This is a genomic window from Actinoplanes sandaracinus, assembly GCF_030009775.1.
Classification (GTDB): Bacteria; Actinomycetota; Actinomycetes; order Mycobacteriales; family Micromonosporaceae; genus Actinoplanes; species Actinoplanes sandaracinus.
On the sequence record NZ_JASCTH010000049.1, the window covers coordinates 1 to 13,309 of the forward strand.

General features: G+C 69.1%; 14 protein-coding genes. 7 read left to right on the forward strand and 7 right to left on the reverse strand.

Translation table 11 applies throughout. The features are described 5' to 3' along the window. Positions 1 to 506: 506 nt before the first annotated feature. Entirely contained in the window at positions 507 to 1,232 is a 726-nt protein-coding gene (locus tag QLQ12_RS44130; protein ID WP_282767058.1) for an HAD family hydrolase, read from the reverse strand. A gap of 197 nt (positions 1,233 to 1,429) precedes the next feature. On the opposite strand from QLQ12_RS44130, the gene QLQ12_RS44135 reads away from it, so the two are divergent. Next, positions 1,430 to 1,822 carry an HflX-like GTP-binding protein gene (locus QLQ12_RS44135; RefSeq protein WP_282767059.1) on the forward strand — a complete coding sequence of 131 codons (393 nt, stop codon included), beginning with the start codon at positions 1,430 to 1,432 and terminating at the stop codon, positions 1,820 to 1,822. A gap of 312 nt (positions 1,823 to 2,134) precedes the next feature. Then, a complete protein-coding gene (locus tag QLQ12_RS44140; RefSeq protein WP_282767060.1) occupies positions 2,135 to 2,923 on the forward strand; it encodes a hypothetical protein in 789 nt (262 codons plus the stop codon). A gap of 209 nt (positions 2,924 to 3,132) precedes the next feature. On the opposite strand, the gene QLQ12_RS44145 is transcribed toward QLQ12_RS44140, so the two are convergent. Both QLQ12_RS44145 and QLQ12_RS44150 read right to left on the reverse strand, forming a co-directional pair. Then, complete coding sequence (locus tag QLQ12_RS44145) at positions 3,133 to 3,558, reverse strand: DUF6228 family protein (protein WP_282767061.1); 426 nt, start codon at positions 3,556 to 3,558, stop codon at positions 3,133 to 3,135. A 403-nt stretch (positions 3,559 to 3,961) separates the two neighbouring features. Next, positions 3,962 to 4,870 carry an SDR family oxidoreductase gene (locus QLQ12_RS44150; RefSeq protein ID WP_282767087.1) on the reverse strand — a complete coding sequence of 303 codons (909 nt, stop codon included), beginning with the start codon at positions 4,868 to 4,870 and terminating at the stop codon, positions 3,962 to 3,964. Here QLQ12_RS44150 and QLQ12_RS44155 point away from each other — a divergent pair. The 4 genes from QLQ12_RS44155 to QLQ12_RS44170 all read left to right on the forward strand — a co-directional run bounded on the left by QLQ12_RS44155 (position 4,799) and on the right by QLQ12_RS44170 (position 6,617). Then, positions 4,799 to 5,140, forward strand: coding sequence for an MmyB family transcriptional regulator (locus QLQ12_RS44155; protein WP_282767088.1), 342 nt, complete (start codon positions 4,799 to 4,801; stop codon positions 5,138 to 5,140). The genes QLQ12_RS44150 and QLQ12_RS44155 overlap by 72 nt on opposite strands. A 236-nt stretch (positions 5,141 to 5,376) precedes the next feature. Then, entirely contained in the window at positions 5,377 to 6,012 is a 636-nt protein-coding gene (locus QLQ12_RS44160; protein WP_282767062.1) for an aldo/keto reductase, read from the forward strand. Then, positions 5,931 to 6,212 carry an aldo/keto reductase gene (locus QLQ12_RS44165; protein ID WP_282767063.1) on the forward strand — a complete coding sequence of 94 codons (282 nt, stop codon included), beginning with the start codon at positions 5,931 to 5,933 and terminating at the stop codon, positions 6,210 to 6,212. Before QLQ12_RS44160 ends, QLQ12_RS44165 begins: the two co-directional genes overlap by 82 nt. Positions 6,213 to 6,251: 39 nt before the next feature. Further along, complete coding sequence (locus QLQ12_RS44170) at positions 6,252 to 6,617, forward strand: ankyrin repeat domain-containing protein (protein ID WP_282767064.1); 366 nt, start codon at positions 6,252 to 6,254, stop codon at positions 6,615 to 6,617. Positions 6,618 to 6,642: 25 nt separating this feature from the next. On the opposite strand, the gene QLQ12_RS44175 is transcribed toward QLQ12_RS44170, so the two are convergent. Continuing rightward, positions 6,643 to 7,521, reverse strand: coding sequence for a hypothetical protein (locus tag QLQ12_RS44175; RefSeq protein WP_282767065.1), 879 nt, complete (start codon positions 7,519 to 7,521; stop codon positions 6,643 to 6,645). A gap of 117 nt (positions 7,522 to 7,638) precedes the next feature. On the opposite strand from QLQ12_RS44175, the gene QLQ12_RS44180 reads away from it, so the two are divergent. Further along, the gene (locus QLQ12_RS44180) at positions 7,639 to 8,559 is read left to right on the forward strand and encodes a trypsin-like serine protease (protein WP_282767066.1); all 921 of its coding nucleotides are present in this window, start codon (positions 7,639 to 7,641) and stop codon (positions 8,557 to 8,559) included. 262 nt (positions 8,560 to 8,821) lie between these two features. On the opposite strand, the gene QLQ12_RS44185 is transcribed toward QLQ12_RS44180, so the two are convergent. The 3 genes from QLQ12_RS44185 to QLQ12_RS44195 form a co-directional block, all read right to left on the reverse strand. Beyond that, positions 8,822 to 10,600, reverse strand: coding sequence for a hypothetical protein (locus tag QLQ12_RS44185; RefSeq protein WP_282767067.1), 1,779 nt, complete (start codon positions 10,598 to 10,600; stop codon positions 8,822 to 8,824). A 271-nt stretch (positions 10,601 to 10,871) separates the two neighbouring features. Further along, complete coding sequence (locus tag QLQ12_RS44190; RefSeq protein WP_282767068.1) at positions 10,872 to 12,110, reverse strand: serine/threonine-protein kinase; 1,239 nt, start codon at positions 12,108 to 12,110, stop codon at positions 10,872 to 10,874. Between the two features lie 137 nt (positions 12,111 to 12,247). Further along, positions 12,248 to 13,192, reverse strand: coding sequence for a CPBP family intramembrane glutamic endopeptidase (locus tag QLQ12_RS44195; protein ID WP_282767069.1), 945 nt, complete (start codon positions 13,190 to 13,192; stop codon positions 12,248 to 12,250). Positions 13,193 to 13,309 lie beyond the last annotated feature (117 nt).

Here is a 13,309-nt window from a genome sequence, read left to right on the forward strand (position 1 = left end):
CAACTGCTCGGCCAGCCGCCGGATCGTCGGTTTGGGGTCCGACTCGCGATACAGGCGCACGGCACGCGCCCGCAGTTCGTCGGGGTACTTCTTCGGTGCTGCCACAGATGCTTCCTTCCCATGATCAGTCGATCATGTTTGAGAAGCTCCGTTGAAGCGGGGGGAACTCACCTTGGCCGGAAACCCTGCGCTGCTTCCAAATCACATCGATACCCTCCTGGTATGGCCCACTCGCCTTCTCGCGAGTAGCCGGTCACCCGTCCTGCCCGCCCGACGTGCTGCTCGCCATAGCGACGGATCCGACCAGCTCAGGGGAAGCCATCATCGACGTCGCAGTACACGGATCGCGAGTTTCCCATCCTCTGCTTGCTGTAGTCAGTGACACTCCCGTTCCCTGACCAGCACGATTGCGTCAACCGGAGACCAAATCGTGGTGCAGATGCGCCGTCGTGTCTGCTCATCCAGCCGCTGTCATTGCGCGTCGCACCTTGGCGCGGCTGTCTCTGTCAGCTCCAGTCCGCGTTCTCGGGCCGGGCGAGCCTTTGTGCTGGACAAGGTGAGGCCAGGTCCGCCTGACGGGCGAACTCGGCCAGGACCGCGTCGAGAGACAAAGCCACGGCACTGGGCAGCAAGAGGTCCGCGGCCATGAAGCGGGCATGGTCCGCGTGGGGGTTCGGTATCGCCACACAGCGCAGCCCGGCCGCGCGCGCCGCCGCGACGCCGTGCGGGGTGTCCTCGAACGCGAGTGCTTCCCGTGCGGGCAGCCCGAGCCGGTCCAGCGCGATGTGATAGACCGCCGGATCCGGCTTGTATGCGGCCACCTCATCGCCGGTCGCCACCACCTCGAATCGTGCCCGCAGCCCGGCCTGATCCAGCATCGTGCCTACGTGGGTGATCGCGGAACTGCTCGCCACCGCCAGCCGCAGCCCCAACTCCGCGGCTCGGTCCAGCCAGCCGATGATGCCGGGAGCCGGTTCCAGCGCCGCGTTCAGTCGTGATCGATGCGCCATCCGCAGCCTGTGGCTGGACTCCCGGTCGTAGCCCGGTCCGACAGCGGCGGCGAGCGCGGCGTATCGCGACTCGTTCGTGTCGCCGCCGTGGTCGGCGAAGAACCCGGCGGGATCCAGTTCCAGGCCGTGCCGCCGCCATTCCCCGCGCCAGCTCTCCAGCAGCGTGGTCTCCGTGTCCATCAACAGACCATCGAAGTCGAAGAGCAGCGCCTTGGTCGTCACTCGGTCAGTATCGCCCCCTGCCTTCACGTCAGCTCCTTGGCCTCGGCGCCACGGGCCACATCTGTGCGGTTGCTCCGAATCCGCGATCCGTTCACCGCGAACACGGATTAGTAGCCTCGCTCGGCCGGCATCCTCCCTTGCCGTCGGCAGGGCGTGCTGACGGCCCGCGAGGTGACGGCGCTTCGTAACGTTGCTTCATGATGGGAAGCCGAGGTGGGCGGCCGGGCAGCCTGGTGCGGGGCGCCGACGTGATGCTGGTCGGATTGTTCTCTGCCAAGGACACGCAGGTGGACGCGAAGCTTGACCATCTGGCGGCGTTGGTGGAAGCGCTCGGCGGACGGGTGGTTGGTCGGCAGGTTCAGAGGCGGGGCGTCTCGCGCGGCGGCGCGAGGAAAATGACCTCGCCGTTCTCTCGGCGGACTTTGCTCAGCTCGGGCAAGGCTCGTGAAGTCGCGGACGCCTGCCGGTCAGCTGGGGTGGAGGTAGCCGTTTTCGTCAACCCGTTGACCGAGCATCAGCGGACCGTCCTCGGGGATCTGTTCGGTTGCCCGGCGATCGGCAGTGACGACCTCAGTGAGCACCTCGCCTGAACAACCGCTCATAGCCGCCGGCCGTGCACGCCGGCCGCCGATGAGCATGTCGCGTGCCGTAACGGGAGCTGGTGGACGCCGGTGTCCGACTTTGGGCCGATGTGAGTGCTTCGGTAGGGCCGGCGTGAGGCTCACAGGCCATCGGATGTGCCGGATCGGGTCGAAGGAAATCGCTGCAGCGGGAACTTCTCGGTGAAGGTCCTAGGGGGATTGCGTGGAGGGTTTGTGTCAGGTCTTCCGTAGGGGCGACCGCTGGCGCAGGGTCTTCGCCATACCTGCTGACATGTGGGCAGTCAATTGTGGAGAAGCCGGATGGATTTTTTGCGGGACCCCATCGTTTGGCAAGACGAGGAACATCCTCAGAGAGGATTTCCTGCGGTGCGCGCCAAGCCCGGGACGGCAGTGTGGAGCCGTCGCGGCTTGCTTCAGATAGCCCTTGGCTGTTTCGGTTGGCTGCTGGTGGCAGTCCTATGGATCACTCAGGGGCCTCCTTCGGAGGGCTCCTACCTCAGCCGGTGGATCTGGTTGGCGGTTTTCCTTTCCGCTGCGGCGGTGTCGACCACAGTCATCCTGAATGCTTTCATGAAGCGATCGTGGGGAGTCGCCATGGTGACTTTGGCCTTGGCCGCTACCGCCGTTGTCGCCACTACCCGGCACAGTCCGCAGAGCGACCACACCGGCCCTTACGGGAAGGCCCCAAAATCCCTGCCGGCGCTGGAGGCGCTGGCCCGTGAGCACGTGACCCATCTGGCAGTACACGACTGGTGCCGGGCGTATTCGGACAACAGAGAACGACGGGCAGACCAGGGCTCCAGGAGGTGCCCGGACGGGTACAAGCCGTTCGGCGATGCATCGGAGAAGCGGTTTTCTGAGCTGCGGCGTAAGCTGGATGCCTTTCCGTACGACGTGAGTGGGGTAGCGATCGAGTATGGGCCAAGCGGCGAGATACGCACGGCGACACTGACCCTCGACACCATCTATTTAGGGCATGAATGGCTCACTTACGATCCTGGTTACACGCTGCCCAGGGATATCCCACGCGAACGTGGGTACCATCGAATCGACTCGGACTGGTACCATGGCTGGGAGGACTGGAATTAGCTAGAGCATGTTTAAATGGTGATGGACCCTCCCTCAGTACGCAACAGCAGCAATCTCCACGCTCGTTAACGTCGGTCATCACGGCAACATCGTGTCGCCTATCCGGACCCGCAAAGCATGGCTCCGCGATCATCGGGAACACACGCCTTCCCGAGGTGGGCCCTGAGCATCGGCTTCTGCCGCGAGCCGAACGATGAGGCCGGGAGAGGCTACGCCAGGAAGGTGGCAACCTCGGCGGCGAAGCGTTTCGTATCCTCGCCGGCATCGAGTTGTACACAGGCGGAGGCTTCCCAGGCGTCCGCCTCGTAACCTCGGGGCCCACGAACGGCGAATCGGAGTGAGACATGGCCTCGTCGGTCGTGGGTTGCGTCGATGCGGAGGTCATGCTCCAGCGACCTCCAGCTGCGAACGCCGTCCCACCCGACATACGACTCCGCGAGTTCGGCCGTCCAGGCGGGAAGCGAGTCCCCGCCGAGCGTGCGGATCGCCCCGGTGGCACTGATACCGGCGTCTTCGATTTCGCACAGGAAGTCGAGGACCTCGTCGTTCCAGGGCCTCTCGACAGCACGAAGGCGCACACGCCCACGCCCTGGCTCAGCGGTGATCTCGAAACCGTCGTCCAACTGCGTCAACACGGGTTGATCATGCCATTTCCATGTGGTGGGGACCGAGAGCCGTCCGCCGCGACCGGCGCAGCCTGAGTCAACTCTCGTGCCACCGATCGTGTGCGGCACTGCAGGTCCGTCACGCTCCGCGTCGACTCGACGCACGCTCGTGCCGAGTAGCGGATGTTCGCCCATCGAGGGTTCATGCCGACGGCATTCGCGTCAGCTGCTTGCGACGGTGTGCCGGCGGTGGCTGAGGCCGAAATCGACGGACCCCGATGGTCAGGACGGTCATCGCCGGCTGGGTGTTCAGCCCTGACGAGGAACTGATGCCGGTGCTGCTGGCATATCCGCCGAGGGTGACGAGCGCGCCCGGCCGCTGTGCGGTTGGCGGGTCGCTTCTGCTGCCGATCAGGGGGACCTGTGTTGGTGTTCAGGCGTCGTGGGCCAGTGACGACGACAGCTCTCGGTGGGCGCCGGCCTGCTCCAGCAGCGTCTTCGCCTTCTGCTCCAGCGCACCGACGGCGTCGGCGCCGGCCACCCACCGTACCGGCGGCTCCTCAGTGCCGGTGAGCTGCACCAGTACGGCGGCGAGCTTGGCCGGGTCGCCGCCCTGCAGACCGTTCATGCCGCTCCACGCGGCCACGGTCTGCTTCGTGCGCTCGGCGTAGTCGGCGATGCTCGACGCGGCGTAGCTGGTGGACTCCGGGGTGAGCAGGTCGGTTCGGAAGAAGCCGGGCTCGACGATCATGGTGCGGATCCCGAACGGTGCGATCTCCGGCGTGAGGGACTCCATCCAGCCTTCGACGGCGAACTTCGACGCCGCGTACGCCGAGGTGAACTCCGCTCCGAGGAAACCGGCGACTGACGAGATCGACACGACCAGCCCGGAACGCTGGGCGCGCATCACCGGCAGCACGGCGCGGGTGACGTTCAGCGGGCCGAACAGGTTCGTCTCGACCTGGGCTCGGAAGTCGCCGGAGGTGATCTCCTCGAAGAACCCGGCGATGAAGTTGCCGGCGTTGTTGACCAGCACGTCGATGCGGCCGAACCGGTCGACCGCAGCCTGCACGGCGGCCTGTGCGCCGGCGGGGTCGGTGACGTCGAGCCGCACGGTCAGCAGATCGGCGGCGGCACCGACAGCCTTCTCCACCTTGTGCGGGTCACGGCCGGTCGCGACGACGGCGTACCCGGCTGCCAGGGCGGCCTTCGCGATGTCCACGCCCATGCCGCGGCTGGCGCCGGTGACGAGGAGAACCTTTGGGAACGCATCACCACCTTCACCGTCGCCATGCTGCGCACCGAAGCCGGCCGCGACCCCTACGATCGAGCGTTGACCGATCTGGTCGGCGAACTCTGCACCCGCAGCGAGGAATTCCGGACCCGTTGGGCCGACCACGACGTACGGCTGCACAGCACCGGTATCAAACAGTTCCGCCACCCGGTTGTCGGCGACCTCGACCTGAACTTCGAGACCATGCAGTTGACCGCCGACCCGGGCCTCGTGATGACGCTGCTCAGCGCCCCGGCAGGATCCGCCGACGATGACGCCCTGCGCCTACTGGCCAGCTGGGCGGTCACCAGGGAGCAGGCCTCCGCGACGCCCGAGTAGCACCGAACAGGCATCGCCTGACGATCGAGCGAAACCGTACCGGTGAATGGTGGGCTCCCAGTACACCCTCCAGCAGTAACTTCTCTGTCCCCGTGAACCGGCGTTTCCTGGAAGTGCTTGCCGCTCGGGGTACGTCGCCGACAACGTTTGTGCTCGTAGGGACCTGCCCGCGCGTGTCCTTCATCGCCGAACTGTGGGCGATGCCCAACTCACCGTCGTTGAACCAGGAGTCAGACATGAAGAACGCACGCCTCGGCGCCCTGGAAGTCTCCCGCATCGGCCTCGGAGCCATGACCATGGCGGGCACCAACACCAGTGAGGGCGGCCTCGACCACGCCGAGTCGATCCGCACCATCCACCGCGCGCTGGATCTCGGGGTCACCCACATCGACACCGCCGAGATCTACGGTCCGTTCCTCAGCGAGGAGCTCGTCGGTGAGGCGATCAAGGGACGCCGCGACCAGGTGAAGATCGCCACGAGGTTCGGGCTGGTCTCCCACACCGGTGGCGGCCCCGGCGTCGTCGACAGCAGCGCCGCCAACGTGAAGGCCGCCGTCGAGGGATCACTCAAGCGGTTCGGCACCGATCACATCGACCTGTACTACCAGCACCGCGTCGACCGCAACACCCCGATCGAGGAGACCGCCGCCGCTGTTGGCGACCTCATCGCGCAAGGCAAGGTGCTGCACTTCGGTCTCTCCGAAGCCTCGCCGGAGACCATCCGTCGCGCGCACGCCGTCCAGCCGGTCACCGCCCCCTGCAGACCGAGTACTCGCTGTGGACCCGCGACGTGGAAGCCGAGATCCTGCCGCTGCTGCGCGAACTCGGCATCGGCTTCGTACCGTACTCACCGCTCGGGCACGGCCTGCTGACCGGACAGATCCGCACCGTCGACGACTTCGCCGACGACGACTGGCGTAAGACCAACCCGCGGTTCACCGGCGAGAACTTCCGGCGCAGTCTCGCCATCGTCGACGAGGTCACCGACATCGGACGCCGCCGCAGCCCTCGAACGCGATGCCGCTCGATGCCTTTCGTACGCGCCGCGCCGAAATGCGACGTCGGCTGCTGACGCCGTTGTTACCGCCGAAGGCGGTGGCTACCATCCGGCGTGACGACTTTGCCGCCCGAACCGTCCTGGACCACCCCGGACACGCCTTTGACGCCGGCGCACCATGCCGTGGAGATGGAGGATCTACCGCGGCTGCGGGAACTGCTCGACGCGGGAGCGGACGTCGACGACCCGAACGCCCAGGGCATGACGCTGCTGCATCACGCGGTCGACGTCGAGGGCGACGGGGCCTTGCAGGGAAACCGTCCGGCCCATGTGGACGTCACGGCGTTTCTCCTGCTGCGCGGCGCGAACCCGGAGGCGAAGGACGACGGCGGTGCGACTCCCCTGGATCTGGCCCGGGAGTACGGGCACTGGCTCGCTGTGGAACTGCTCATGGCTTGGCAGGCGCGCCGGCCCGACTGAAACGGCGCATGCCCGCCGCGGGGCCCTACCACCGCCAGCCGATGCCCAGCAGTCCGCCTGTCATGTCGGCGGCCACCAGATGAACGGCGTGGTGGGAGGAAAGGGCCAACTCGCCGGTACGGCGGCGTTCGGCGGCCAGACCGGCCTGGACGAAGCTGTAGCAGGACGCCGGCAGCGCCGAGGGGTGAAAGCGCACCTCCAGCAGGTACTGCGCGACCGCATGGCGGAATCCGTAGGCGTGCGCGGTGCTGGTCCCCGGAGACCGGTCCCGGGTCAGGGTCTCGAAGACCCAGGTATCCCCGACGTGCAGCGCCTGGCCGAAGAGCAGCTCGGCGACCAGCACCGGAGCCCGCTGGTGCCGCAGCACTCGCCCCACGCGGCAGTTCTCCAGCGCCACCAGTTCGGCGGCGGGGGACGAGCCGTCGGTGTCGCCGAAGTGGCGCACGACGTACCGGTCGACACCGTCGCGCGACGCCCGCACACAGGTGCGCTGCCACAGCGAGGACGATCGGCGCTGGTCGTCGACGCGGACCTTGTCCTGGCGGCTGAGCACCTCGAGATCGGTCCGGCGGGAGCCCGGCAGCGCGTCGAGCAGCTCCGCCAGTGCACCGTCGCGCTCGGCCAGCCCGGTTCGCGGCGGGGGGTCGGTGGGGGCCTGCAGCAACGCGGCGAGCGCACCGGGCGGCAGCCGCAGAATCTCGCTGAGCGCCTCGACGGCGAGCGGCGAAGACGGACGGCTGCGGCCGTGCTGCCAGTCGCTGAGCGTGGAGAGCCCCACCGGGACGCCCCGGGCCCCGAGCCGGACCCGCAGCCGGTCGAGGGTGAGGCCGCGAGCGGCCACGGCGGCACGCAGGGCGCGATGGAACGGCCCCGTGTGCAGCAGCGTGGCGATGTCGCCCGTCACAGCCCCGCATTATAGGCCAGGCATCGACGCACATCGAGCGACGAAATTCCGGTTCTTCCACGGCCGGGCGAGCAGGTATAGAAACTTAACAATTCCTGTCCTCGTCCGGAGGTGCCCATGCGCCTACGTCAGCTCAGCATGCCCCTACTCGTCGCCGCCTTTGTCGGTCTGACCGCGCCCGCGGCCGGAGCGGCAGACGGCAACCGCCCTCCGCCCGTCGATCCGCGTATCGTGGGCGGGCAGCCCGCCACGGAGGCGTACCCGTTCGCCGCCTCCCTGCAGAGCCGCAGCGGCGGGCACTTCTGCGGAGCCGCCCTCATCCGCCCGGACTGGTTGCTCACCGCCCGGCACTGCGTACAGGGGACCACCCCGTCGAACGTGCGGGCCCGGATCGGCTCGAACGACCGCACGTCCGGCGGGACGGTCAAAATGGCCGTACGCATCGTGACCAATCCAGCCGGCGCCAGCGACGTGGCGGTCGTGCAACTCTCGTCGCCCGTGCCGTACCCGCCGGTGGCCATTGCGCCGAGCGTCCCGATCGGTGCGCAGATCCGATTGCTCGGCTGGGGCGCGACCCGCGATCCCCACCCCGGGCCGCCGCCGACCGTCCTCCAGCAGCTCGACACCACGGTGCTGCCGGACAGCCGCTGCGGCACCGGCGGGCCGCAGCTGTGCGTCGGCAACGTCGACGGCTGGCGCGGCGCCTGCTACGGCGACTCCGGCGGGCCGGCCGTCCTGCGCGCCGGTGGCGGCTGGCGACTCGCCGGGACGACCACCGGCGGCACCTCGGCCGTCTGCGGCCAAGGCCCGTCCATCTACATGGACGCGGCCACGCATCGTGGTTGGATCGAATCGGTCGTCGGCGGGAGCACACCGCCCACCGACCCGCCGCCGGGTGGGACCTGGGCCGCGTACACCGCCTACACCGCGGGCGCGGTCGTCACGTACGGCGGCACGGGCTATCGCGCACTCCAGGCGCACACCTCGGCGCCCGGATGGGAGCCGCCCCACACGCCCGCCCTGTGGCAGCCACTGTGACCCACCCACCAGGCCGCGACCGCCGGTCGCGGCCTGGTGGGTGGTTCGCGGGCCGACGCGGCGAGTCCAACGCCACGGGTGTGCGCCCACAACTCGTCAGTCAGGGATCCGGTCCTTCGCCCGATCTGCTTGACATCAGGACTGTCGATCGGGGACGGCATCAGCGCGCCTGGTAGAGGTTTGCTGATGCCGCCCGCGTCATCGGTCGCCGGGTACGGCGGCCCGGATCGTCGGTTGCCGACGAGCTTCCGGAGCGCCGACCTTACGGACGATCGGGTTCCGGCTCCAGCCTGGTGGTGAGGACAACGACGGAGTCGGCGGCGACCGACACCGGCCGGCCCGTGTCGAAGGTGCCCCTCACCTGGCCGTCGGAGACCGGGAAACCGGTGGCCGGGTCGGTGGGTGCCTTGGACGGGCTGTAGACGTACTTGTCCATGATGATCTCCCCGGTCGGTGCGGTGATCGGCACCGAGGCGGTCCGGTTGCCCCGGTTGACCAGGACGAAGGTCCAGCCGCCGGCCGGCTGGGGGAGTTTCGCGACGAGGACGCGTACGTCGGCGGGGTCGTCGGGGGCATACATGGTGGAGCCGGCCGGTAGGTAACGCGACAGCAGGCTCCAGGTGTAGAACCACGGACGCAGTTGCTTGTCGTCGTCGGCCTGGAAGTGGTCCCACATGCCGCACTGCGTTTCCGGCTGATATCCGTCCAGGCACCAGGCCAGGGCGCCGTCCACGCCGGCACGAGCCTCCTGCACGGCAAGATCGGCCATGCGCACACCGTGCGCGTACTCGCTGACGAACCGGTAGTCCTTGACGCCGCCGGGCAGTTCGGGAGCCTTCATGCCGGTCTCACCCAGGATGATGGGGACACCGCTACGGGCGGCCCGAATCTGGCCGACCGCGTTGGCCAGGACCGCCTCGGGGTAGTCGGGGGCCGCATTCAGGTCGACCTCCCGGGTGTAGAAGTGTGTTTCCAGGCCACCCACCCGAACCCGTTCCTCCATGGCCGCTTCCAGCCACCAGTCGTTGACTGTCGGATCCTCCTTGTCGCTCGGGTGGATCCAGCCGCCGGTATGTGATTCGGTCAGGCGCAGGTTGTTCATCGGATCGGTGAAGGTGCCGGTACCGACGGTGGCGTCGAGAACGGAGATCGCCCGATCCACGCCGGGATGCGCCGGCATGACCAGCCTCAGGAACTGGGTGCCCCGAGGAATCTGCGTGCCGGACGTGTCGGTGCGATATCGCGGGTTGTCGGCCACGGTACCGCCGTCCGGGCCGGGCGTGTGCGTCACCTCGATCTTCGTCCAGGCCCGGCGGTCCGGCGAGCCGTAGAACTCCCAGTCGTGGACGTCGGGGGTGCTGGCGTAGAAGCGGGCGGTGAAGCCGGTCAATTCGGGGGTGCTCCACGTCAGGCGCTGCTCCTGTGCCGCCCCGGCGTTGCCCGGTACCGCCTCCAGGCCGAGGTCACCGTCGTAGGCCGAGATGGGCGCCTCGCCGGTGTCGGGACCGCCGATCAGGTTGGTGGGAAGGTCGCGCTCCTCGAACGCGTTGCGCAACTTCTTGGTCGCGGTGACCCAGTCGGCGTAACGGTAGTCCTTGACGCCCGTCTGACGTACGTTCGGCTCGTTGACGCCGTTGTACCGGATCAGGTTGGTGTATCCGCGGCGCCGCAGCTCGGTGACCAGGTCGGCCTGTACGGCGGCCGTGTTCCGGTGCGTGTACGGGTCGGTGTCAGTGCTCGGCATGACGCCCCACATGCCGAGCTCGACCGGGATCTTCTCGGTGCGGTAGTGCTCGAGCACCCGGTACAGGTTCTTCATGGCGTTGCTGTCCCAGTCGTACTCGCCGACGGTGCCGAGCGGATTGAACCACTCCCGGTTGAGCATGATCCGTACCCGGCCGGGGCGCATGTAGTTCACCCGCTCGACCATCCGGTCGAAGGCCGTTTTGGTCCAGGCCCCGCCCGCCTGCGGCCCCCGGTAGATCGGGTCCTGGTTGTACCCGAGCCCGACCCAGGAACTGCCGACGGGCCGCAGCGGCACGGCAGCGCCTTCACTGTCCACACCGGCCCGGACCGGACCGGGCGGGACTAGTAAGGCACCGACCGCGCTGATTACAGCGGCCGAGGCAGCGAGGATCCGTCGCGAACCAGTTCTGCTGCGCATGCAGGAGCGCTCCTGACGTGAGAGGAAATTGCGTCACACCATCATCACGTACAGTCAACAGAGCCTATGTAAGAGGGTGGTAAGCGGAACGTTCGGACCGGATCTGCTCGCGAGTGGAGAGTGCTGGCGTTGGCGTGGCCTCCACCCGTCAGGGCCGCTCCTCGGCGGTGACGGTGAGCGCCGACATCCCGGCGGCCGCGTTCACGTCGATGCGGTCCGTGGCTCCGGCCCAGCTCGCCGGGGTGAACAGCGAGCCGGCGGCGACCCGCGAGTGGCTGCGCCCGTTCAGCACGACCTGGTCGGCGCCGCCGCCGACGCGGACCCGCACCGGGACCCGGCCGGCCGTGCGAACGTCGAAGAGGCTGACACCGCCCGTCATCCGCACGCTGAGTGTCCCGTCGGGGCGCGGCAGGGTCAGATTGATCCGGCTCGCGCCGCCGGTCAGGTCCACCCCGCTGACCCCGCCGCCGCTCAGGTCGATCGTGCTGAGGCTGGCGCCGCCCGCCACCCGCAGGTCCCAGCGCACCCGTGAGGTCAGCGTGATGTCGACCGTTCCCGGGCGGTGGCCGCCGGCCCGGTCGAGGAACAGCCGGACCCGGCCGTCCCGCTCGGCGACGCGCGGCACGACGGCGCTGTCCCGCGGCGTGCTTACCGCGTAGAGACGGTCGCCGAGGTCGGCGGTGCGCAGCGTGACGGCCGTTGCGCTGTCGGCCACGTCGAAGCCCGCCGTCGTGCGGCCGTCCAGCGGCGCCGTCGCGGTATGGCCCGGCGCAGGGAGGTCCGCGACGGGAGGTGCCGAGGGTTCGGCGGAGGGTGCGGCGGGTTCGACGGAGGCCGGGACGCCGGAGTCGGCCGCGCCCGGGTCAGCCGGGGCGGCGGCCGAGGCGCGGCGGTCGGTGTCGCCGCCGGAGGCGTCGGTGCCGCGGCCGACCAGAGTGATGACGCTCGCGCCGGTGAGCAGCAGGGCGGCGCTGGCGAGGCCGACCCCCACCATCCAGCGCCGCCCTGGCGCCCGGCCGCGCGGAGGGTTGGCCGGTGCCGTCCCCGCGTCATCCGGACCGGTCACGGGCGCGGCCTTGTAAGACGAGACATCCGCGAGCTCAGCGGCGCCGAGCGCGGCATCCTCGGGAACGGAGTCCATGATGACGGGCCACTCGACCGTGGGATCGTCACCCGGCTGCGGCGCGTCGGGACGGCCCGCGGGTGGGTCGGCGGGGACGTTGCCGAGGATACGCGGGCTGGCCTGCTCGCCGGTCACCATCCAGGAGGCAAGCCGCCCGCCGGCCTCCTGCGAGGGTGCGCCGGCGGGCGGTGGTGGTGCTGCGGCCGGCCCCGGCTCGCCGGGGGACTCGGCGGCGTGGTCTGCGGTCCGTGGACTCTCCTGCATGGGGGGCCTCCCTGCTGTCGGTTCCACCTACAGGTACGCACGGGAGCCACCCGGTGGCCGAGTCGGTGCCGAAGTTTCCCGGCACGCGTCTTTGCCTGGCGGGCATCCCGGCCGCCGGGGGCGTCTGTGGCCGCGTGTCAGGTGGTCGGCGACGCCGGTTTCGGCTCGGCCCGAAAACGGCCCCGCTTCCACGCCATGACGAGGGCCGCCACGCCGACGACCATGCAGACGAGCAGGGCCGGCAGCGACGCCTCGGGCCCGAAGGCGCCGCCGGTGAGCCACTCGGGTGCGTCCGGCCGGGCCACGCTGCGCGCGATCGGGTCGTCGAAGGTGCTGCCGGAGACGGCGGCGCCGAACAGGTAGCCCTGGGTGAAGTTCCAGGCGATGTGTACACCGATGGAGACCCAGATGCGGCCGGTGAGCGCGTAGAACGCGGCGAGCATGATGCCGGCTTCCACGGCGATGCAAAGGGTGGCGACCACGGAGGCTTCCGGGTTGGCCAGGTGGCCGGCGCCGAACGCCACGGCGGAGACAGCGAGGGCGACCCATGGCCCGAACGCCCGCCAGACCAACCGGAACAGCACCGCCCGGACGAGCAGTTCTTCAAAGACACCGGCCTGGATCGCGAGCCCGGCCGCATGCCAGGCCGGCGCGGCGCCCAGAAACGTGACGTCGTACAGGCCGGTACCCGCCAGGATCGCCATGACGACCACCATCAGCAGCACCCCGATCGCCAGACCGATCGCCACACCCGTGAGCGCGGGGCGGGGCGCGATCTCACTGGCCGCACGATTCTCGCCGAGGCGAACCGCCACCGCATACACGGCCAGCACCAGCAGCGCGCCGGCCGCCCGCACCGCAAACTGGCCGGCGTCGCTGGAGGCAAACAGCGACCCGACGGCATCCGACCACACGCCGAACGCCATGGCGACGACGAAGATCAACCCGACCATCCAGCCCAGCGCGCGCAGGGGGCGCCAGCGACCGGAGTGCAGTACGCGGTGGTCGCCCAGGACCGGAGGAAAACCAGCGCGGTCGCTCGGGCGCGGCACCGGCCCGCCGATGTTGATCTCGTTCGTCACGGGGCGCAGCGTACGGTCTCTCCCGTCCCGCGGCACCGGCGGACGCAGAGGCGTGCCCCCACATCGTCGTTGCCTCGGGTGGAGCCCGGCACCGACGGTTCGCCGCCAGGGCAGGGT

Coding starts and splice junctions, on each gene's coding strand:
- QLQ12_RS44135 (WP_282767059.1), top strand. CDS start 1,430: ATGATGGGAAGCCGAGGTGGGCGGCCGGGCAGCCTGGTGCGGGGCGCC.
- QLQ12_RS44140 (WP_282767060.1), top strand. CDS start 2,135: ATGGATTTTTTGCGGGACCCCATCGTTTGGCAAGACGAGGAACATCCT.
- QLQ12_RS44160 (WP_282767062.1), top strand. CDS start 5,377: ATGAAGAACGCACGCCTCGGCGCCCTGGAAGTCTCCCGCATCGGCCTC.
- QLQ12_RS44180 (WP_282767066.1), top strand. CDS start 7,639: ATGCGCCTACGTCAGCTCAGCATGCCCCTACTCGTCGCCGCCTTTGTC.
- QLQ12_RS44190 (WP_282767068.1), bottom strand. CDS start 12,110: ATGCAGGAGAGTCCACGGACCGCAGACCACGCCGCCGAGTCCCCCGGC.